General features: G+C 64.6%; 21 protein-coding genes. 11 read left to right on the plus strand and 10 right to left on the minus strand.

Translation table 11 applies throughout. From position 1 onward, the window contains the following. Positions 1 to 37 precede the first annotated feature (37 nt). Both AB0362_RS07840 and AB0362_RS07845 read left to right on the plus strand, forming a co-directional pair. A complete protein-coding gene (locus tag AB0362_RS07840) occupies positions 38 to 985 on the plus strand; it encodes a GGDEF domain-containing protein (RefSeq protein ID WP_366235390.1) in 948 nt (315 codons plus the stop codon). Between the two features lie 54 nt (positions 986 to 1,039). Next, positions 1,040 to 1,321 (plus strand): alpha/beta hydrolase, encoded by a 282-nt coding sequence (locus AB0362_RS07845; RefSeq protein WP_366235391.1) that lies wholly within the window; start codon positions 1,040 to 1,042, stop codon positions 1,319 to 1,321. A gap of 4 nt (positions 1,322 to 1,325) precedes the next feature. On the opposite strand, the gene AB0362_RS07850 is transcribed toward AB0362_RS07845, so the two are convergent. Together AB0362_RS07850 and AB0362_RS07855 are read right to left on the minus strand one after the other, a co-directional pair. After that, positions 1,326 to 2,711, minus strand: coding sequence for an ATP-binding protein (locus tag AB0362_RS07850; RefSeq protein WP_317533459.1), 1,386 nt, complete (start codon positions 2,709 to 2,711; stop codon positions 1,326 to 1,328). A gap of 6 nt (positions 2,712 to 2,717) precedes the next feature. After that, positions 2,718 to 3,392: a response regulator transcription factor gene (locus tag AB0362_RS07855; protein ID WP_317533460.1), complete on the minus strand. Its 675-nt coding sequence runs from the start codon at positions 3,390 to 3,392 to the stop codon at positions 2,718 to 2,720. Between the two features lie 113 nt (positions 3,393 to 3,505). Here AB0362_RS07855 and AB0362_RS07860 point away from each other — a divergent pair, with 113 nt between their 5' ends. Genes AB0362_RS07860 through AB0362_RS07880 form a run of 5 tightly spaced genes read left to right on the plus strand, consistent with a single transcriptional unit; the run spans position 3,506 to position 6,708 of the window. Beyond that, positions 3,506 to 3,766, plus strand: a complete 261-nt coding sequence (locus AB0362_RS07860) for a hypothetical protein (RefSeq protein WP_149406941.1) — start codon at positions 3,506 to 3,508, stop codon at positions 3,764 to 3,766. Continuing rightward, positions 3,763 to 4,722, plus strand: coding sequence for an FAD:protein FMN transferase (locus AB0362_RS07865; RefSeq protein ID WP_366235392.1), 960 nt, complete (start codon positions 3,763 to 3,765; stop codon positions 4,720 to 4,722). The genes AB0362_RS07860 and AB0362_RS07865 overlap by 4 nt, the downstream gene beginning before the upstream one ends. After that, positions 4,719 to 5,276, plus strand: coding sequence for a ferric reductase-like transmembrane domain-containing protein (locus AB0362_RS07870; protein WP_366235393.1), 558 nt, complete (start codon positions 4,719 to 4,721; stop codon positions 5,274 to 5,276). The genes AB0362_RS07865 and AB0362_RS07870 overlap by 4 nt, the downstream gene beginning before the upstream one ends. Continuing rightward, positions 5,273 to 6,487, plus strand: a complete 1,215-nt coding sequence (locus tag AB0362_RS07875; RefSeq protein WP_366235394.1) for an NADH-ubiquinone oxidoreductase-F iron-sulfur binding region domain-containing protein — start codon at positions 5,273 to 5,275, stop codon at positions 6,485 to 6,487. The genes AB0362_RS07870 and AB0362_RS07875 overlap by 4 nt, the downstream gene beginning before the upstream one ends. Continuing rightward, complete coding sequence (locus AB0362_RS07880) at positions 6,484 to 6,708, plus strand: ferredoxin (protein ID WP_366235395.1); 225 nt, start codon at positions 6,484 to 6,486, stop codon at positions 6,706 to 6,708. The genes AB0362_RS07875 and AB0362_RS07880 overlap by 4 nt, the downstream gene beginning before the upstream one ends. A gap of 1 nt (position 6,709) precedes the next feature. Here the strand turns inward: AB0362_RS07880 and AB0362_RS07885 are convergent, their stop codons facing one another. From AB0362_RS07885 to AB0362_RS07900, 4 genes are read right to left on the minus strand one after another with little or no spacing between them, the layout of a single operon-like run. Next, positions 6,710 to 7,366, minus strand: a complete 657-nt coding sequence (locus AB0362_RS07885; RefSeq protein WP_366235396.1) for a TetR/AcrR family transcriptional regulator — start codon at positions 7,364 to 7,366, stop codon at positions 6,710 to 6,712. After that, positions 7,363 to 8,208: an SDR family NAD(P)-dependent oxidoreductase gene (locus AB0362_RS07890; protein WP_366235397.1), complete on the minus strand. Its 846-nt coding sequence runs from the start codon at positions 8,206 to 8,208 to the stop codon at positions 7,363 to 7,365. Before AB0362_RS07890 ends, AB0362_RS07885 begins: the two co-directional genes overlap by 4 nt. Next, positions 8,205 to 9,743, minus strand: coding sequence for an NAD(P)/FAD-dependent oxidoreductase (locus AB0362_RS07895; protein WP_366235398.1), 1,539 nt, complete (start codon positions 9,741 to 9,743; stop codon positions 8,205 to 8,207). Before AB0362_RS07895 ends, AB0362_RS07890 begins: the two co-directional genes overlap by 4 nt. A 56-nt stretch (positions 9,744 to 9,799) precedes the next feature. Then, on the minus strand, positions 9,800 to 11,290 hold the full coding sequence (locus AB0362_RS07900; RefSeq protein WP_366235399.1) for a SulP family inorganic anion transporter: 1,491 nt from the start codon (positions 11,288 to 11,290) through the stop codon (positions 9,800 to 9,802). A gap of 339 nt (positions 11,291 to 11,629) precedes the next feature. Between AB0362_RS07900 and AB0362_RS07905 the strand changes: the two genes are divergently transcribed. Together AB0362_RS07905 and AB0362_RS07910 are read left to right on the plus strand one after the other, a co-directional pair. Next, positions 11,630 to 13,255, plus strand: a complete 1,626-nt coding sequence (locus AB0362_RS07905) for a ribonuclease J (protein WP_094640472.1) — start codon at positions 11,630 to 11,632, stop codon at positions 13,253 to 13,255. Between the two features lie 158 nt (positions 13,256 to 13,413). Continuing rightward, positions 13,414 to 14,670: a lipase family protein gene (locus AB0362_RS07910; protein WP_366235400.1), complete on the plus strand. Its 1,257-nt coding sequence runs from the start codon at positions 13,414 to 13,416 to the stop codon at positions 14,668 to 14,670. Positions 14,671 to 14,678: 8 nt separating this feature from the next. Here the strand turns inward: AB0362_RS07910 and AB0362_RS07915 are convergent, their stop codons facing one another. Next, positions 14,679 to 15,086, minus strand: coding sequence for a MerR family transcriptional regulator (locus AB0362_RS07915; RefSeq protein WP_366235401.1), 408 nt, complete (start codon positions 15,084 to 15,086; stop codon positions 14,679 to 14,681). Between the two features lie 30 nt (positions 15,087 to 15,116). Then, entirely contained in the window at positions 15,117 to 16,625 is a 1,509-nt protein-coding gene (locus AB0362_RS07920) for a SulP family inorganic anion transporter (protein WP_269595170.1), read from the minus strand. Positions 16,626 to 16,779: 154 nt separating this feature from the next. On the opposite strand from AB0362_RS07920, the gene AB0362_RS07925 reads away from it, so the two are divergent. Beyond that, positions 16,780 to 17,673 (plus strand): LysR substrate-binding domain-containing protein, encoded by an 894-nt coding sequence (locus tag AB0362_RS07925; RefSeq protein WP_068048920.1) that lies wholly within the window; start codon positions 16,780 to 16,782, stop codon positions 17,671 to 17,673. Positions 17,674 to 17,811: 138 nt separating this feature from the next. On the opposite strand, the gene AB0362_RS07930 is transcribed toward AB0362_RS07925, so the two are convergent. Further along, positions 17,812 to 17,976, minus strand: a complete 165-nt coding sequence (locus tag AB0362_RS07930; protein WP_188078739.1) for a hypothetical protein — start codon at positions 17,974 to 17,976, stop codon at positions 17,812 to 17,814. Continuing rightward, the gene (locus AB0362_RS07935) at positions 17,973 to 18,308 is read right to left on the minus strand and encodes a hypothetical protein (protein ID WP_366235402.1); all 336 of its coding nucleotides are present in this window, start codon (positions 18,306 to 18,308) and stop codon (positions 17,973 to 17,975) included. Before AB0362_RS07935 ends, AB0362_RS07930 begins: the two co-directional genes overlap by 4 nt. Before the next feature lie 319 nt (positions 18,309 to 18,627). Between AB0362_RS07935 and AB0362_RS07940 the strand changes: the two genes are divergently transcribed. Beyond that, entirely contained in the window at positions 18,628 to 18,804 is a 177-nt protein-coding gene (locus AB0362_RS07940; protein ID WP_188078738.1) for a hypothetical protein, read from the plus strand. The last annotated feature ends 6 nt before the right edge of the window (positions 18,805 to 18,810 follow it).

Raw genomic sequence — 18,810 nt, forward strand, 5'->3', positions numbered from 1 at the left:
CCAGCAGGTCGTGGGGACCGTGCGAGAGGCTAGTGGTGTGAACAGTGGCTGGCAGTACTCTCCTGCGTCGGTAGCGCGGACGTCCGGGGTCAATTGCCTCGTCAGCGGGTTGGTCGGTGTCGTCATCGTCGTCGCGGCGTCCCCCCGGGCCGCCGCGGTCCTGTGTGCGTTGGCTGTGCTGTGGTGCGCACTGGGCGTCTACATGATCGCCGCAGCACCGGTACTTTCCCGGCGGCTGTACCTGTTGATGCATCTGTCGGGCCTGACGAGTATCGCCTTGTTCTGCACCGCTGCGGGCGGCGAGATCGCGGCTTTGTCCGGGATCTTTCTCCAGCTACTGTTGGTGACGCCGGCGTTCATCGTCCTGCCCAACCGGATCGCCTGGCGTACAACGGTTCTCAACGCGAGCTACATCGCGTACCTGGGCATCGTGGTGGGAGACCTGCACCCTGTTCTGGTGGTCAACGCCGAGCTCGTCCTCGTGGCAATCGCGATCTCTGCGGCCTGGGTCCAGAGCGTTGCATCGACCTCCGAGATCGACGATCTGACCCGACTCGCGAACCGGCGGCGATTGACCAGAGAGCTGGACGCTCGGCCGGGAACGGTCGCGAGCGGAAAGATCGACGCCGTCGCCGTGGTGGACATCGATCACTTCAAGGTGATCAACGACGACTTCGGGCACGCGGCAGGCGATCACGCACTCGTCACCGTCTCGGATGCATTACGCAACTGCCTCCCGCCGCAGCATCTGCTGAGCCGCTCGGGCGGCGACGAATTCACCGTGCTGTGCGTCACCGGCACGGGTGCCGAGCTGCGCACCGCCATCGATAGGGTGCGGACGGAGTTGCCGGCCGACCTGACGATCTCGGTAGGGGTGGCATGTCGACAGGACGGAGAGACCGCCCGCGCGACCCTCGAGCGCGCCGACCGAGCGCTGTACGAGTCGAAGAAGCTGGGCCGAAACCGAACGACCATGCACGACTGACGTAAATCCCCCCGGTACGTCGAATCCGTCGGCTACCCCGGTGATGTCGCTGTGATGGCCACGCCCGAAACCGTTGCAGCACGGATCCTTCTACGCATCGGGCCGTACTCGCCGGGTAGGACCGCGTCGAAGATCACCTGTCCGGTACTGGTGCAGATCATGTCGGAGGACGCCATCACGCCGGCGGCGGTGTGCCAGAAGGTCGCGCGCAATATTCCCGACGCCACCGTGCACATCCACAAGGGTGGGCACTTCGACCCCTACGTGCAGCCGCTGTTCCCGACCATCGTCGAGGAACAACTGGCGTTCCTGAAAAGGGTTGTGCCGGTGCAGTAGACCCTCACCGGGGAAGCCTGATCTCGAATCGAGCTCCCCCGGTGGCGGCATCCGTCACCCGCACGCTACCGCCGTGCGCGGCTACAGTATCGGCGACGATCGCCAGGCCGAGACCGGCACCTCCCTCGTCCCGGGTTCGCGACGAGTCCAGCCGAACGAAGCGATCGAACACTCGCGTCCGCTCGGACACCGGCACTCCCGGACCGTCGTCGTCGATCACGATCACCGCATCATCTCCGGACACCGAGCAGGACAGCATGATTCGTGATTCCGCGTGCCGAACGGCATTGTCGACGACATTGCGCACCATGCGGGCCAACGCGTAGGGGTCGCCGCTCACTCGGACCGGAACGATGGACAACTCCGTCGCTACATCGGACGTGGCCTGAACACGTTTGGCCTCCTCGTACAACAGATCCTCCAGATCCACGTCACCGGAGACGGCAGCAGCGTCGGTTTCGTCGGACCGTGCGAGAACCAACAGATCTTCGATGAGCCGGCGCATCCGCCGCGCCTCGGGAAGCAACGAATCGTTCACCAGCGCCGCATCGCGCAGTTCGGGTCTCGCCTCCGCCAACTCCAATGCCGCCGTGATCGTCGCCAAGGGACTCCGCAATTCGTGTGAGGCATCGCTGACGAAGCGTTGCTGAGCGCGCTGGCCCGCCTCCAGCCGCTCGAGCATGTGGTTCATCGTGAGTGCGAGACGGGCGATCTCGTCGTGCGTGTCGGGAACCGGAACACGTTCGATCAGTCGAGCTCCCGAGATCGAAGCGACCCGAGACCTGATGTCCTCCACCGGACTCAGGGCGGCACCGACCAGCCGATACGTGGCGAAGGCCACCAGAGCGACGACGAAGGGACCGACCGCGACGAGCAGGAGCGCCACCGTGCCCACCACCTTCTCGACCGGCTCCCGGTCGGCCCCGACCACCACGGTCGCCCCGCCCCGAGCCGACGTCACTCCCGTCGCGAACACCCAGAACTCACCGATTCCGCGGATATCCACTCGGCCGAGGTCCTGCACCCCCGACGACGGAACCTGCTGCGTCGTCAGCGGTGTGGTCGCATCACCGCGTGAACTCTCCAGCACCGCCCCCGATGCGTCGACGACCTGCACGATGCCCACCTGCCCATCCGTCGCGAGCAGAGAGTTCTCGACGCGCGGCCCCCTGTCGTCGTCTCGATCCTCGGATTCCCATTGTTGAGCGATGAGCGCCACGCGGGCAGAGGCCGCCGACACGGCCGACCTCTCGAGCGAGGAGTAGAGGACACCGACCAGCGCACCACCCGCCGCGATCAGGCACACAGCCACGACGAGCGTCGACGCCACCGCCGATCGCACGCGAACCGTCCACGATCGAGGCCGAAGCATGTCTGTGTGCAGGCGCATCAGGAGTCAGTGCCCCGCGGCGATGCGGTAACCGGCACCACGCACCGTCTCGATCAGTCTGGTCTCGAACGGGAGATCCACCTTCTTGCGCAGGTAGCCGATGTAGACCTCCACGATGTTCTCGTCTCCGTCGTAGTTGGCGTCCCACACCGAACGTACGATCTCGGATTTGTTCGCCACCACGCCGTTTCGCCTCATCAGGTATTCGAGCACGCTGTACTCCCGCGGAGTCAGCGCCAATTCCGTCCCCTGCCGGGTCACGCGGTGGCGAGAGGGGTCGAGCTCGAGGTCCCCGACCGTCAGAACCGCCGGGCGCGCCGGTGCACCCCGTCGAACGAGGGCACGCAGCCGAGCGACGAGAACAACGAACGAGAACGGCTTGACGAGATAGTCGTCCGCACCGAGATCGAAGGCATCGGCCAGGTCGTATTCACCGTCCTTCGCCGAGAGCATCAATATCGGCGTCCACACCCCTTGCTTACGCAGGTCTCGAACGACGTCGTACCCCTGCTTTCCCGGCAGCATGATGTCGAGCACGATCGCGTCGAAATCGCCGGTGACCGCACTGTCGAAGCCGTCGATGCCGTTGTACTCGACTTCCACGACGAATCCTTCGGCATCGAGACCACGACGGATGGTCTCCGCCAGGAGTTTCTCGTCCTCGACCAGTAGTACTCGCACAACGCCCTCTCGAATCGTTGGGGCGGCAGGGAACACGAGTACATCAGATCGACGGCCCATCCGTGCAGGATCTTTCAGCGATCCTTCAGCTCCACCGCCGCACACTGGTCTCCATGAACACACCGGAGCAGGGGTACCGCCGCACCCGCATCGCGACTGCGGCGATCGCAGCCCTCGGCATCACCGTCTTCGGCGGAACCGCGACACTGGCGTACCTCGACACACACGAACCCGAGTCCACGGCAACGGTGGCCGACACGGTGGACAGCGACGATGCAGCCACCGCACCGACATTCGGTTCGGCCCCTCGCGTCACGACGCCCAGCACAACATCCGGCTCCGGTGCCACACACGCCAGGACCCAGGGATCGTGACCGGCGTCGCTGCAGGGACGACCACGGCCTCCAGGAGCTGGTCGGTGTGGGGCTGCGCAGCCGAGCTGTCGGTCACCGAACCCGGCACCATCGAACACGCAGAACGCATCGTGCGTGCCGAACTCGCCACGGTCGATGCCGCCTGCAGCAGATTCAGGCCCGATTCGGAACTTTCGATGCTCGCGCGGGCCGGCGGTCGCCCCACCTCTATCAGCCCGACTCTGCACGCTTTTCTCGAGGCCGCACTCTCCGCCGCGCGACTGACCGGCGGAGACGTCGATCCCACCGTCGGTTCGGCACTGGTGCACCTGGGATACGACCGAGATTTCGCTGATCTCGGTCCGACGGTCCCGTCCTGTGATGAGATCGAATCTGCCATCGGCAGAACCGGATTCGTCACGGAAAGCGACTGGTCGATGGTCACCCTGGGCGAGGATCACGTCACGATCCCCGACGGCGTCGGTCTCGACCTGGGTGCCACGGCCAAGGCACTGACGGCCGATCGGTGTGCCCGCGCAGTACACGACGAGCTCGGGACCGGCGTGCTCGTCTCCCTCGGTGGCGATATCGCCACCAGTGGGCCGTATCCCGACGACGGCTGGCGTATCGAGGTGTGCGACGGTGACGGCGAACCTTCGACCGTCGTCGTCATCGGATCCGACACCGGGGTGGCGACGTCGAGCACCCTCCGACGACGCTGGATGCACGAGGGGCAGATGCTCCATCACATTCTCGATCCGCAGCTGGCGCGTCCGGCCGAACCCTATTGGCGCACCGTGACAGTGATTGCCTCCAGCGCTCTCACCGCCAACACGGTCAGTACCGCGTGCATCGTTCGAGGGCCGGCCGCGACGGCCTGGCTCGACCGGATCGGACTGCCCGCCCGGTCGGTGGCCGCCGACGGCACGATCATCCACAGCGGCCACTGGCCCGACGACGGAGAGGACCGATCATGAGTGAGGCACTGTGGGCACTGGGCCGTGGCTCGGGCATGGCCGCCCTGGTCTTGCTGACCCTCGCGGTGGCGTCGGGAATCCTCACTCGGTCGGGGCGACCCCTGTTGACCGTGCCCCGGTTCGGGGTCGTCGAATTGCACCGCAGCACCGCACTTCTGGGATCGATGTTCGTCGGCATTCACATCGTGTCACTGTTCTTCGACCCGTATGCGCAACTGCACCTGATCGACGCGTTCGTTCCCTTCGCCGGGGCGTACAAGCCGTTCTGGCTCGGACTGGGCACCCTCGCATTCGATCTGCTGATCGCGATAACTCTGACCGGGCTACTCCGACACCGACTTGGGCTCCGCACTTTCCGGGCAGTGCATTGGCTTTCGTACGCACTGTGGCCGATCGCGCTGGCCCACGCTCTCGGCAACGGAACCGATTCGGGGAGCGGATGGTTCCTGGCCACCGCGCTCGCCTGCACGGTGGTCGTCGCCTCGGCCACGACCTGGCGACTGCGCCACAACTTCCAAGAACACCAGCACACCAGAGTGAAGGTAAGCCGATGACCGCACCGACATATCTCGCCGATTCGCTGCTCGCACAGGACGGCACGAACGATCTGCGCCGCCACACCGAGCTCTACGGAGCACGTCCACCCGCTGACGAGTCCCTGGTGGATGCCGTCGTTCGGTCCGGCCTTCTGGGGCACGGCGGCGCGGCATTCCCCACCGGCGCGAAGATGCGCTCGATCACCGGCCGCAAGGCAGTACTCGTCGCCAACGCTGCCGAGGGAGAACCGTTGAGCCGCAAAGACCATTTGCTGCTCGATCGGTCGGTGCATCTGGTGCTCGACGGTATCGCCGCGACAGCGTCCGCCATCCGTGCCCGAGACTGCTACCTGTATGCGCCCCCGGAGCGCGTCGACGCCGTACGGGCGGCCGTGGACGAACGACGCCGTACCCGATGGGATCGCACCGACGTCCAGGTGATCGCGGCCGCTCCCGGCTTCGTCTCCGGCGAGAAGTCCGCGGTGATCTCTGCGATCGAGGGCGGTCCGGCACTACCCCGGGACAAGAAGGCACACGCGTCGGAGGCCGGGGTTCGTGGACGACCCACCCTGGTGCTCAATGTCGAAACCCTCGCCCACATCGCCCTGATCGAGCGACGGGGACCGCAGTGGTTCCGTTCGCGGGGAACGGCATCGGAGCCCGGCACCATGCTCGTCACTTACTCGGGCGCAGTGCGACGCCCCGGCGTCGCCGAGGTCCCTCTCGGTGCGTCGATCGAGGAGATGCTCACCCATGGTGCAGGCGTCGACCTACGCTCGGTGCGAGCAGTGCTACTCGGCGGATTTCACGGCACTTGGGTAGACCGTGACGCGCTGACCGGGCGCACCATGTCCCAGGAATCGTTGGCAGACATCGGGTCCCGCCCCGGCGCAGGCATCGTCCACGTCCTGGGGACCGGCTCGTGCGGCCTGCTGGCCACCGCCGAGTTCGTCCGCTGTCTGGCGAACGAGAGTGCCGGGCAATGCGGTCCCTGCCTCAACGGTCTGCCGCGATTGGCCGACGTGTTCTCACGACTGTCGATCGGCGACGACGCCGACGGCGCGATCACCGAGATCGCGCGCTACACACGACTGGTCGACGGCCGCGGCGCGTGCCATCACCCCGACGGAACCGCCCGCCTGATCCGATCGGCGATGTCGGTCTTCGCTCAGGACGTACACCTGCATCGACTGGACACGTGCGAGATTCACCGAGGACGCATCCGATGACCGCCGAAGGCCGACGCGGGACGGCCCTCCACATCGACTGGACACGCTGCGACGGACGCGGCGTGTGCACCGAACTGCTCCCCGACACTCTCATCAGAGACGAGTGGGGTTATCCACTCGCCCGCCACGGTGGGAGCACCGTCGTCCTCGAAGAAAACGATGCGCGGCGAGCCGCGGATGCCGTTCGTCTGTGTCCACGAATGGCGTTGCGCATCAGGTAGATCATGTGGGCGGCAGGGCGAGGGGCGCGACGATGTTGGCCAGCATGGTCGCAATGGTCGCAACGACGATGCGTCGGTCTGCGGCGTAGCCGCTCTGATACCAGGTCATCGCGGTGTGGCTGATGCCGCCGATGGCCGCGGTGGCGAGCAGGTCGACATCCAGATCAGGGCCCGAGGGAACATCGCCCGCGAACGTACGGAGGTAGCCGAGCAGCAGTGTTCCGAATTGCTGCATCACCGTCAGGTACGTCTGCTCGACGCGGGGGCTGACCCCGAGCACCTCCATCCACACCACTCGGGCCAGGTGCGGATCTTCGATGACCTGGAAGAAGGGGTCGAGCAACTGCTTCGCAACATCCCTGAGATCACCGTTCCGGTCCACCTGCACGATTGCGTCGGACACCGAATCGGTGAGGCGTGCAATGCATTCGGCGTAGACGGCGAGCAGCAGGTCCTCGGTCTTGTCGAAGTGCCGATAGAAGTCTCGATCGGCGATCTTGGCCTCGCGGCACAGTCCGCGGACCGTCGCGGCGCGGTACCCGACGCTGCCGAACACCCGTAGCCCGGCGTCGAGCAGCTGCCGCCGCCGGCGATCGTCGCGGTCGGCCGCGCTCTCACCGCCGTAGGCGCGGCCTGCGGCTTCGGACACCGTGCTCATGACCGTCGGGCATCCAATTCGGCAGTCAGACGGATCAATTCGGCGTCCCGCTCCATCGCGGCGTCCATGATCGGGTTCACGATGCCGCGCAGTATCGAGATCGGGATCCAGCGACCGGGGACGGCGATACGCGCAGCCCGCCGTCCGATACCTCGAACGGCCACGCGCGCGAGCTTGTCCGGCGTGATCGGACGGAGCAGCGGCGAGGGAAAAGCCCGGTCGATCATGGCCGTCGCCACGTCGTCACCGCCGAACGCGACTTCGGCGATCGGCGTCGCCACCCATCCCGGATACAGCACTCCGGCAGTCGCTTTCGTGCTCGCGAGTTCCGCGCGCAATGCACGACCGAGCTGCTCGACCGCCGCCTTCGAAGCCGCGTACGGCGCATTCGCCAGGCCGTTGAGGTACGCGTACGTGGACGAGGTGAGCAGCACGTAGCCCCCGGACTCGACGATGTGCGGCAGAGCAGCCCGCACCGTGTTCCACACTCCGATCAGGTTGACGCCGATGACCCGCTCGAAGACTCCGTCGTCCACGGAGCGAACGGTCGATGCCTGTGCACCGCTGGAGATTCCGGCGTTGGCCATCACTACGTCGAGCGTGCCGAAGGTGTCGATCGCGGTTGCGACGGCTGCGTCGAGCTGCTCGCGCACCGTGACGTCGGCGTACGCGATCGCCACGCGCTGGTTGCCCAGCTTCGCCGCCACCGATTCGAGATCGGTGGATTTCATGTCGACCAGAACGATCGAGGCACCGCGTCGATGCAGCGCGGTGGCGACGGCGGAACCGATCCCGCCTGCCGCTCCGGTGATCAGCGCGACCTGGCCGGTGTGCTTGCTCATGCCGATACCTCGTCCTTCGTCGTCGCCTCGGTGGACGACCGGTGGATGTGATGGGCCTCGGGTCGAAAACGCTTGGCCCACCGGCGGAATGTGAAGCTGAACCCGGGGAACATGGCAACGACGTGCCCGGATTTGGACTGGTACCAGCTGTGGCAGCCACCGTCCTTCCAGACGGTGCCCTCCATCTCGCGATGAATCGTGTCGGTGTATTCCTGCTCGGCAGCTGCGGTGACCTCGATGGCCGTCGCACCCACCTGCCGGACGGCGTCGACGGCCCGCACGATGTACTCCATCTGCGCCTCGATGAGGAAGATCGCAGAGGTGTGGCCGATTCCGGTGTTCGGTCCGGTGACGACGAACAGGTTGGGGAATCCGGGAATTGTGGTGCCGAGGTAGGCACGTGGGTAGGGATCCCAGAGGTCGGACAGGGCCCGGCCGTCACGTCCGATCACCGGGTACGAGATGACTCCGTCGGTGGCGTCGTATCCGGTGGACCACACCAGAAGATCGACATCGACGTGTTCGCCTGTGGTGGTGACGATTCCGGTCTCGGTGATTTCCGAGATGCCGTCGTTCTTGTCGTGCAGGGTGACGTTCGCCTGCCCCAGCGCGGGATAGAGCGTGTTGGACAGCAGAACCCGCTTGCACCCGATGACGTAGTCCGGGGTTACTTTCGCTCGAAGCTCGGAATCCGGCACCTGAGACTGAATGTGTTTCAACGCAGTTCGCTGCGCCACCGCCTTCAACATCGTCCGCGAGTACTTGAAGCCGATGATGCGAGTTTCGAGACTCCAGTAGATCCCCGCGCGGACCAGCCTGCGGATCGGTTCCAACTTCAGCAACCTGCGCTGCCACGGCGTGAATTCGCGATCGTGACGGGGCATCACCCAGTGCGGGGTGCGCTGGAAAACGTGCAGCTGCTCCACGGCGGGTTGGATCGCAGGGATCACCTGCGCGGCACTGGCACCGCTGCCGACGATGGCCACCCGCTTGCCGGCGTGGTCGTACCCGGTGTCCCAGTCGTTCGTGTGAAACTGCTTGCCCTGAAACTTCTCTCGGCCAGGGAACGGCGGTACGACGGGGGTGCTGAGGGGTCCCGAGGCATTGACCACGAACTTCGCCGCATACTCGCCGCGCGAGGTGGAGATCGCCCAGTGATCACCGACCCATTCGATCTTCTGCACATCCGTGTTCGCATGTGTTCGGGCAGGCAGCCCGTTGGAATCGAGCACGTGCTGGGTGTACCGGTCGAGTTCCTCACGTTCGGCGAACATCCGCGTCCACTCGAACGGCTCCGACGCAATCGAGTAGAGCGGACTCTGCACGTCGACGGCTGCACCCGGGTAGCGGTTCTGCTTCCACGTGCCACCGAGGAAGGGACGCCTTTCGAGAATCACGAGGTCGTCGATTCCCCGATCGAGCAGTGCTTTCGCGGCGCACTGGCCACCGAAACCGCTGCCGATGATCACCGCGGTGTGAATGTGCATGCTGACGAACCCCTCCCGCACGAGACGCGATCCGATGACGCGCGTCATCACTTTAAAGTGATGACGCGCGATTCCGCAATGGTTTCGGAACCGGACTTGCTGCGTCAGTGCCCGCCGGACAGCTGCCCACTCAATCGAACGTGCCGTTCGGCAGATGCGGCGTTCAGTCCGATGATCCGGGCGTGCTTTCCCTTCGCCTCGTACTTCGAGGTGATGGCATCGAGGGTCGCGACGGTGGATGCGTCCCAGATGTGCGACTCGGACATGTCGATGACGACGTTCTTCGGATCCCCCACGTAGTCGAACTGATAGACCAGATCGTTGCTCGACGCGAAGAACAACTCCCCCTTCACCGCATACACCCGAGTCTCCTCGTCGGGATGGGCCACATCGACGACCTCGGTCAGGTGGGCGACCCTGCGGGCGAACAACACCATCGCGGTGACCACTCCAACCACGACTCCGTAGGCCAGGTTGTGGGTGGCGACGGTGACGACCACGGTTGCCAGCATGACTGCCGTTTCACTTTTGGGCATGCGCCGCAACGTCTTCGGATGAATGCTGTGCCAATCCATCGTCCCGATCGCGACCATGACCATGACGGCCGCCAGAGCGGCCATCGGAATCAACGCCACGACATCGCCGAGTCCGACCACGAGGATCAAGAGAAACACACCGGCGAGGAACGTCGAGATGCGCGTCCGGGCACCCGAGGCCTTGACGTTGATCATCGTCTGGCCGACCATCGCGCAACCACCCATGCCGCCGAAGAAGCCGGTGATGACGTTGGCTGCGCCCTGGCCCCAGCTTTCCCGGGTCTTGTTCGAGTGCGTGTCGGTGACGTCGTCGACGAGCTTGGCGGTGAGCAGCGACTCGAGCAAACCGACGATGGCCATGGCCAACGCGTACGGAGCGATGATGCTCAAGGTTTCGAGGTTCAGCGGCACGTCGGGAAACAGCAGTGCGGGCAGGCTCGACGGCAGCTCGCCCTCGCCGCCGACATCGGGGACGTTCAGCGCGAACACCACCACAGCAACGGTCAGCAGCACGATGGCGACCAGCGGTGCGGGAACGACGGAGGTGACCTTCGGAAGCAAGAACATGATCAACAGACCGACGGCCACCAGCGGGTACACCAGCCACGGAACTCCGATGAGCGACGGGAACTGCGAGGTGAAGATCAGAATTGCCAGTGCGTTGACGAAGCCCACCATGACGCTGCGAGGAATGAAGCGCATCAGCTTGGCAACGCCGAGAAGACCGAAAACCACCTGGAGGATGCCGGCGAGGATGACGGTGGCGATGAAGTAGTCGAGGCCGTACTGCTTGGCGACCGGAGCGATGACCAGCGCAATCGCACCGGTGGCCGCGGAGATCATCGCGGGGCGACCGCCGAGGAATGCGATGGACACGGCCATCGTGAAGGACGCGAACAGGCCCACTCGCGGATCGACACCGGCAATGATCGAGAAGGCTATGGCCTCGGGAATCAGCGCCAACGCGACAACCAGGCCGGCCAGCACCTCGGTTTTGAGCATTCGGGGGGACCGCAGGGCACCCATGACGGTAGGAATCCGCTCGGCGGAGTCGCTCATATCTCTCCATTCGTGATCGATGGACTTCACGTGCCGACCAACGGCCGCTCTCATCCATGGGTGGGCGCATCGCTGCGCCCGAAGGCTTTGTTCGTGGAGCCCGATGGGCATCTCACGCGTCCCGCACACATCAGGTAGGGGAGAAACAGTCGGGAAACTGATCCCTACTCTTACGCAACAGTAGAGTTGACGCAAATCGGCAGTCTTCGGACCGGGGTCGACACCAGGTCGGAGGCCCCCCGTAGCGTAAGAGGCATGTCGAGATCACCACGGAACCGCAGATCCCCCGCCGCACCGAGAAAGCGATCCTCCTCCGCGCTCCAGGCAGGGCACCTTCGCGTGATCGCGACCGGCGGTCTCGGCGAGATCGGTCGGAACATGACCGTCTTCGAATACGACGGAAAACTGCTGATCGTCGACTGCGGCGTCCTGTTCCCCGAAGAGCACCAGCCCGGCGTCGACGTGATCCTCCCCGACTGGAGTTGCATCCGCGATCGTCTCGACGACGTCGTCGCGATCGTCCTCACCCACGGTCACGAGGACCACATCGGTGGCGTCCCGTACCTGCTGCGCGAGCGCGGCGACATCCCCGTCATCTCGTCACGTCTGACACTGCACTTCCTCGCTGCCAAGTTCGAGGAGTTCAAGGTCTCGACAAAGCTGATCGAGGTCGAGGCGGGCCAAACCCGTCAGGAAGGCCCGTTCGAGCTCGAATTCATCGCCGTCAACCACTCGATTCCCGACGGTCTCGCCATCGCCATCCGCACCGACGCCGGATTGGTGCTGCACACCGGCGACTTCAAGATGGACCAGTTCCCGCTGGACGGCCGGATCACCGATCTCCGCAGCTTCGCACGCCTCGGCGAGGAAGGGCTCGATCTGCTCCTCGTCGACTCCACCAACGCCGAAGTTCCCGGGTTCATGGTCTCCGAACGCGATCTGGTCCCGGCCATCGAGAAGGTGTTCCGCGAAACGACGGGGCGCGTGATCGTCTCGAGCTTCGCCAGTCACGTGCACCGCATTCAACAGGTACTCGACGCCGCGCATGCGCAGGGCCGCAAGGTTGCGTTCGTGGGCCGATCGATGGTGCGCAACATGAAGATTGCGACCGATCTGAATTACCTCGATGTGCCCGACGGGCTCGTCGTCGATCTACCGAAGCTCAACAGACTCCCGGCGAACAAGATCACGCTGATCTGCACCGGATCGCAGGGCGAGCCTCTCGCGGCGCTGTCGCGGATGGCGTCGGGTGAGCATCAGATCAAGGTCGGCGACGGCGACACCGTGCTGATGGCGAGCAGCCTCATTCCCGGAAACGAGAACGCGATCTACCGCGTCATCAACGGCCTCGTCGACAAGGGCGCGCGCGTGGTGCACAAGGGAAATGCCAAGGTGCACGTCTCCGGTCACGCCAGCGCAGGTGAGCTCGTCTACTGCTACAACATTCTCGAACCCGCCAATGTGCTTCCCGTACACGGTGAGTCGCGGCATCTGCGCGCCAACGCCGATCTCGCGATCAGGACCGGCGTTCCCCGCGATCGAGTGTTGATCGCCGAGAACGGAAGCGTCATCGATCTGTTCGACGGCGTCGCGCAGATCACCGGCTCCGTACCCATCGAACTGATCTACGTCGACGGCAGTGCCGTCGGCGGTGTGACAGAGGATTCGTTGGCCGAACGTCGCCTGCTCGCGAACGAGGGCGTGCTGACGGTCATCGCGATCGTGGACCCCGACACCGGCCTGCTGGTCGACGACGTCGACTTCATCGGACGCGGATTCGCCCACGAGGCAAACGCTTTCGACTCACTGGCGAAGGCGATCGGCAAGACCCTCACGCGCGAGAGCGACGGGAACGTCGCCTCACGCGAGCACATCGAGAAGCGCATCGTGCAGGAATCGGCGCGGTGGGCCAAGCAGACCCTGGGCCGTCAGCCCCTCATCGTCCCGGTGGTCGTCGACGGCTAAAGCGTCTCGTGTGAGTGGCGAGGTGACGTGACGCCGAAGCAATTCATCATGGTTCGATCCGAGAAAATAGTGCGTTCGGCCCCTGTAGATGATTCCGGCCCCTAGAGTCGTTTGGAAAGCTCCGGTAACGACCCGGAACTTGGACCGGGGGGTCTCAGATGGGGAAGTTCGCGAAGTTCGGCCGTCGGTGTGCAGCGGCGGTCGCTGCGGTTTCGTTGGTGGTGTCGGGCGGGCAATGGTCGGCGGGTGCCGATCCACTCGGCGATTTCCAAAATCCACCGCGAACCGCCGAATCGATCGCCGCGACACCGCTCGACGATCCGTGGGTCGTTCCGCCGCCCGGATACGAAACAGCCGCTCCCGGAACAGTTCTGCGGACCCGCAGCGTCACCGTCGGACCACTTGTCACCCCGGTCACCACCACCCAACTGCTGGTCGCCTCGACCGACGCGAAGGACCGCCCCGCTGCCATCGTCACCAGCGTCATAGTCCCGACCACACCCTGGACCTCGCCGGGTCCGCGCCCTGTTGTTGCCTACAACATGGCCATCGATTCGCTCGGCGCCACGTGTGAGCCATCGTGGACCATGCAACGGGGCATCGCTCCGGAATTGGCGCCCGTGCAGCTGCTTCTGGCGCGGGGCTACGCCGTCGTAGTCACCGACCACCAGGGGCCACGCCATGCGTACGCCGTCGGACCGATGGCGGCGCACGCCGTACTCGACGGTCTGCGCGGCGCGGTCACGACCGCCGCGGTCGGCCTCGATCCGACTGCGCCCCTGGGTATTACGGGCTACTCGGGTGGGGCGATCGCATCGGGCTGGGCCGTGCAGGAGGCTCCAGCCTACGCCCCCGAACTGAACATCGTCGGCGCAGCGTTCGGCGGAACGCCCACCGACTTCGCACTGCTACGTCAGTCCATGAACGGCAACGCAGCGTCGGCGGTGTTCCTCGCGGCAGCGATGGGCGTTGCGCGCGAGTACCCGGAGATGCTGTCGCTCTACAACGACGACGGGTGGCGGCTCGCACAGGCGTCGAAGGACCTGTGCATCGTCGGGATTGCACCGTTCGGAATCGTTGCTCCGATCCGCATCGAGTCACTGTCCATCACTCCCGATGCGTTCGATTCGCCGCTGGCGCTCGCGGTTGCCGATCAGAATCGATTGGGAGACGGCGGAACCCCGACGGCACCGGTGTTCGTGTATCACGGACAGCAGGAGTTCTGGATTCCGAAGGAAGGTCCCGAGGCCGTGTTCGACAAGTGGTGTTCACGCGGAGCCGACGTCCGCCTCGAGGAATACCTGGGTGAGCACAGCATCGTTGCCGGCAGTGGAGCTCCCGGTGCATTCGCGTGGTTGGACGACCGCCTCGCGGGAATTCCGGTTCGACCCGGATGCAGTAGCTTCGGCCGCTAGAGCCGAACCTACTCGCTCCGGGCTGCTGCCCCGCGAGTCGACAGCACCTCGGTCAGTTCCTCGGCGTAGGCGAGCTGCCGCCGCAACGTGCGGCAGCTTTCCTCTGCCTTGGCGTGGCATTCACGAACGAAAGCCGCGGCCGACGACCGATCGCCGTCGGTCGCGTTCGCGTCGCCCAGAACATCGAGAGATTCCAGTAGCTGCTTCATCTCGGCCAACGTGAAGTCCAGGGGCTTCATGCGGCGAATGACGAGCAGGCGTTCGACATCGGACTCGGTGTACAGCCGGAAGCCGCCGACGGTCCGAGCAGAGGGCGTGACCAGGCCGACGTCGTCGTAGTGACGCACCGTACGGATGGACAGCTCGGTTCTCTGAGCTACCTGTCCGATCTGCATGTGCATGCCGTCGTCTGCCATGTGCCGCCTCTCCTCGATCGCCCACCCTAGTCAGTGTTCGGCACCGAGGTTTCCACTGAGGCGGTCGTGCCGCTCGATCGACGACGCGTTCAGGCCGACGATCTCCACCGTCTTGCCCTTCGCGGCGTACTTGGTGGTGATGGCGTCGAGGGTCGCGACGGTCGACGCGTCCCAGATGTGCGACTCGGACATGTCGATGACGACGTTCTTCGGATCCCCCACGTAGTCGAACTGATAGATCAGATCGTTGCTCGACGCGAAGAACAACTCACCCTTCACCGCATACACGCGAGTGTCCTCGTCGGGATGAGCCACATCGACCACCTCGGTCAGATGCGCGACCCGTCGAGCGAACAACACCATCGCGGTGACCACACCGACCAACACGCCGTACGCGAGGTTGTGGGTGACGACGGTGACCGCGACCGTGGCCACCATGACGAGGGTCTCGCTCTTGGGCATGCGCCGCAACGTCTTCGGATGAATGCTGTGCCAGTCGAAGGTGCCGATGGAGACCATGATCATCACCGCGACGAGTGCGGCCATCGGAATGAGCGCGACGATGTCGCCGAGACCGACGACCAGGATCAGCAGGAAGACTCCGGCCAAGAATGTCGAGATCCGCGTACGCGCACCGGAGACCTTGACGTTGATCATGGTCTGGCCGATCATCGCGCAACCGCCCATGCCGCCGGTGAATCCGGTGACCAGATTCGCCACGCCCTGGCCCCAACCCTCGCGGGTCTTGTCGGAATGCGAATCGGTGATGTCGTCGACGAGCTTGGCCGTCATCAGAGACTCCAGCAGGCCGACGAGCGCGATCGCAAGTGCGAACGGCGCGATGATCGACAGTGTGTCGAACGTGAACGGCACGTCCGGAATCAGGAACGACGGCAGCGAGGACGGCAGCTCACCCTCGTCGCCCACATCCGGAACTGCCAACGCGAAGACGAGTGTGACGCCGGTGAGTATCACGATCGCGATCAGCGGTGCCGGCACGATGGTCGTCAGCTTGGGCAGGAAGAACATGATGAGCAGGCCCACGGCGACCATCGGGTAGACCAACCACGGCACCCCGATCAGGTACGGCACCTGGGAGCTGAAGATCAGGATCGCCAGCGCGTTGACGAATCCGACCATCACGCTGCGCGGAATGAATCGCATCAACTTCGCGACACCGAGAACGCTGAGCACGACCTGCAGCACTCCGCCGAGAATCACCGCTGCGATCAGATAGTCGAGCCCGTACTCGCGTGCCAAGGGAGCGACGACCAGCGCAATCGCTCCGGTGGCCGCGGAGATCATCGCCGGCCGGCCGCCGACGATGGAGATGGTGACGGCCATGGTGAACGACGCGAACAGCCCGACGCGCGGATCCACGCCGGCGATGATCGAGAACGAAATGGCCTCCGGAATCAACGCCAGCGCCACGACCAGGCCTGCGAGCACTTCGGTCTTCAGTCGCTTCGGCGAGCGCAATGCACCCAGCACCGAGACGTCTTCGACGGCGGTGGCAGGCACCTGGGCAGCTCGAGACACGACGGCTCCATTCGATGAGTGCAGGGGACGTCCTGCGCGGGCGACTCTACTCTTACCGGAGGGAAGGTTGCTACTCGTCGCCACTGTCGGCTCTCCGCTAGATTGATATGACAAGGCATGCCGGAACCGCCAGCGCGATGCAAGGAATGAATCGATGTTCTCGCTCAACAGGTTGTCCTGCTTCATCGCCGTCGCCGAGGAACTGCACTTCGGCCGCGCTGCCGAACGTCTGCACATGACGCAGCCGCCCCTGAGCAGGCAGATCCAACAGCTCGAAAGCGAGGTCGGGGTCCAGCTGATCGACCGCACCAGCCGATCGGTGACCCTGACGGCCGCGGGATTGGCATTCCTTCCCGAGGCCCGACGCATCCTCGACCTCGCCGAGGGCGCCCTCCTCACTGTGCGACGTGTCCCCACCGGAGACCTGGGGACCGTCGTCGTCGGATTCACCGGCGCATCGGCGCATGCGGTGCTACCGCAGCTGCTCGACGCCGCACGCGAGAAGTTGCCCGACGTGAAACTCGTTCTACGCGAAATGGTCTCGGCGGTGCAGATGGAGTCCTTGGCCGTCGGCGATATCGATCTCGGGTTGGCCAGGCCACCGCTCAAGCGTCCGGGCATCGCGTCGCGGCCGGTACTGCACGAGTCGTTGATCGCGGCGATGCCCGACACTCATCCGCTGGCCGAGAAGAGCGAACTGTCGGTGGAGGACTTCGACGAGCAGCCGATCATCATGTATTCGCCGGTCGACGCGCGGTACTTCCACGAACTGCTGATCAGTACCTTCACCATCGTCGGGGTGTCTCCGCGCTACGTGCAGTACGTGACCCAGGTGCACACGATGCTGGTGCTCGTTCGTTCCGGAATCGGATTGGCACTGGTACCGGAGTCGGCATCGACCATGCGGCCGGAAGGTGTTGTGTTCCGGCCGGTTCGGACGGTCAAGGAACGCCCCGTCGAACTCGACGCGGCATGGAGAGTGGACAACGACAATCCGGCACTGCACCGCTTCATGACCGATGTGCTGCCGACGCGGGAGTGGTCGTGACGCGACGCTGATCGAGCCGTGGTTCGACAGTGCCCGAAGCCGGTCTCGGTCGAGTGCTCGTGTGAATACGGCGCGCCTCGAAAGCCGACGAAGGCCCGCACCTGGTTGGGAGCGGGCCTTGTCGGGTTCGTGGGTTGCTCAATCTTTGGGCGGCTTGGTGTCTTTGCCAGCTGCGACGTCACGGAGCCATTGTGGGACGGGCTTCTTGTCGTACTCGCGGAGCTTGATGGATGCTTCGGCGGCTGCGGACCGGACTTTCATCGAGCGTCCACGGCCCGCGGGGCGGTTCTCGGTGGTGGTCATCGGGGGTTCTCCGTCTCTGTGTCGTTTTCATTGTCGCCGGTTTCGGCAGGTTCCGCCAGGTAGTCCTGTGGCTTCACGGTGAGATCTGCGATCGCCTGCAGCGTGTCGCGATCGGAGCGCGCGATGAACGGAGTCGTGGCAACGGTGCCGAACACTTTCCAGCCGAGTGCGGCTTCGTCGTCGTTCTCGCTGACGGTCCTCTCGAGGCACCAGGTGATGCGTTGCCAGGATTGAGAACGGTTGTCCGCCCGAGTGCGCTGGCTGACGGTTCCCACCACGCCGACGACGGCAATCAAACCGACGATGAGGGTGATCCAGGCTTGTGCTGGCACCTGGCAGGTTCCTTCCAGATGGGGTCGAGACATCGTGGGTGGGGACCTGGCCGAGCCGTTGGCGTCAGATCGCCGGACGCTCCCGCCACGCTCTCCCCCGTGAGTACGTAAACCGTAGCCCGACCCACCGACACGAAATCGACATGCCAATTCGAGCACCAGCGAGGTTCGAGAAATCGCTACGCGAGATTCTTGGATAGATGGATCGTCTGCATGACAGGGGTGGCGGACGGTCGTTACTTTGACTTAGGATTTACCAGTGCGGCTTCCGGTAAAGGTTTCGGACGCCGCCACATCGCTTCTCACTCAGGAGGGCCCGATGGACACTGTTTTCTGGACACCGCGTTTCGCTGCTGTGTACTTCCTCGCGGCTCTCGCGGCGTTCATCTTGTTCACTGCGATCGGCTCGAACATGGCGATAGTTGCACCATTGATTCTGACCCTGATCGGACTGGGTATCGCGGTGTTGATTCGACACGGCAGGACCCGCCGATGAAGCGCA

Origin of the sequence: Rhodococcus sp. NPDC079359 (assembly GCF_040702585.1) — a bacterium.
Classification (GTDB): Bacteria; Actinomycetota; Actinomycetes; order Mycobacteriales; family Mycobacteriaceae; genus Rhodococcoides.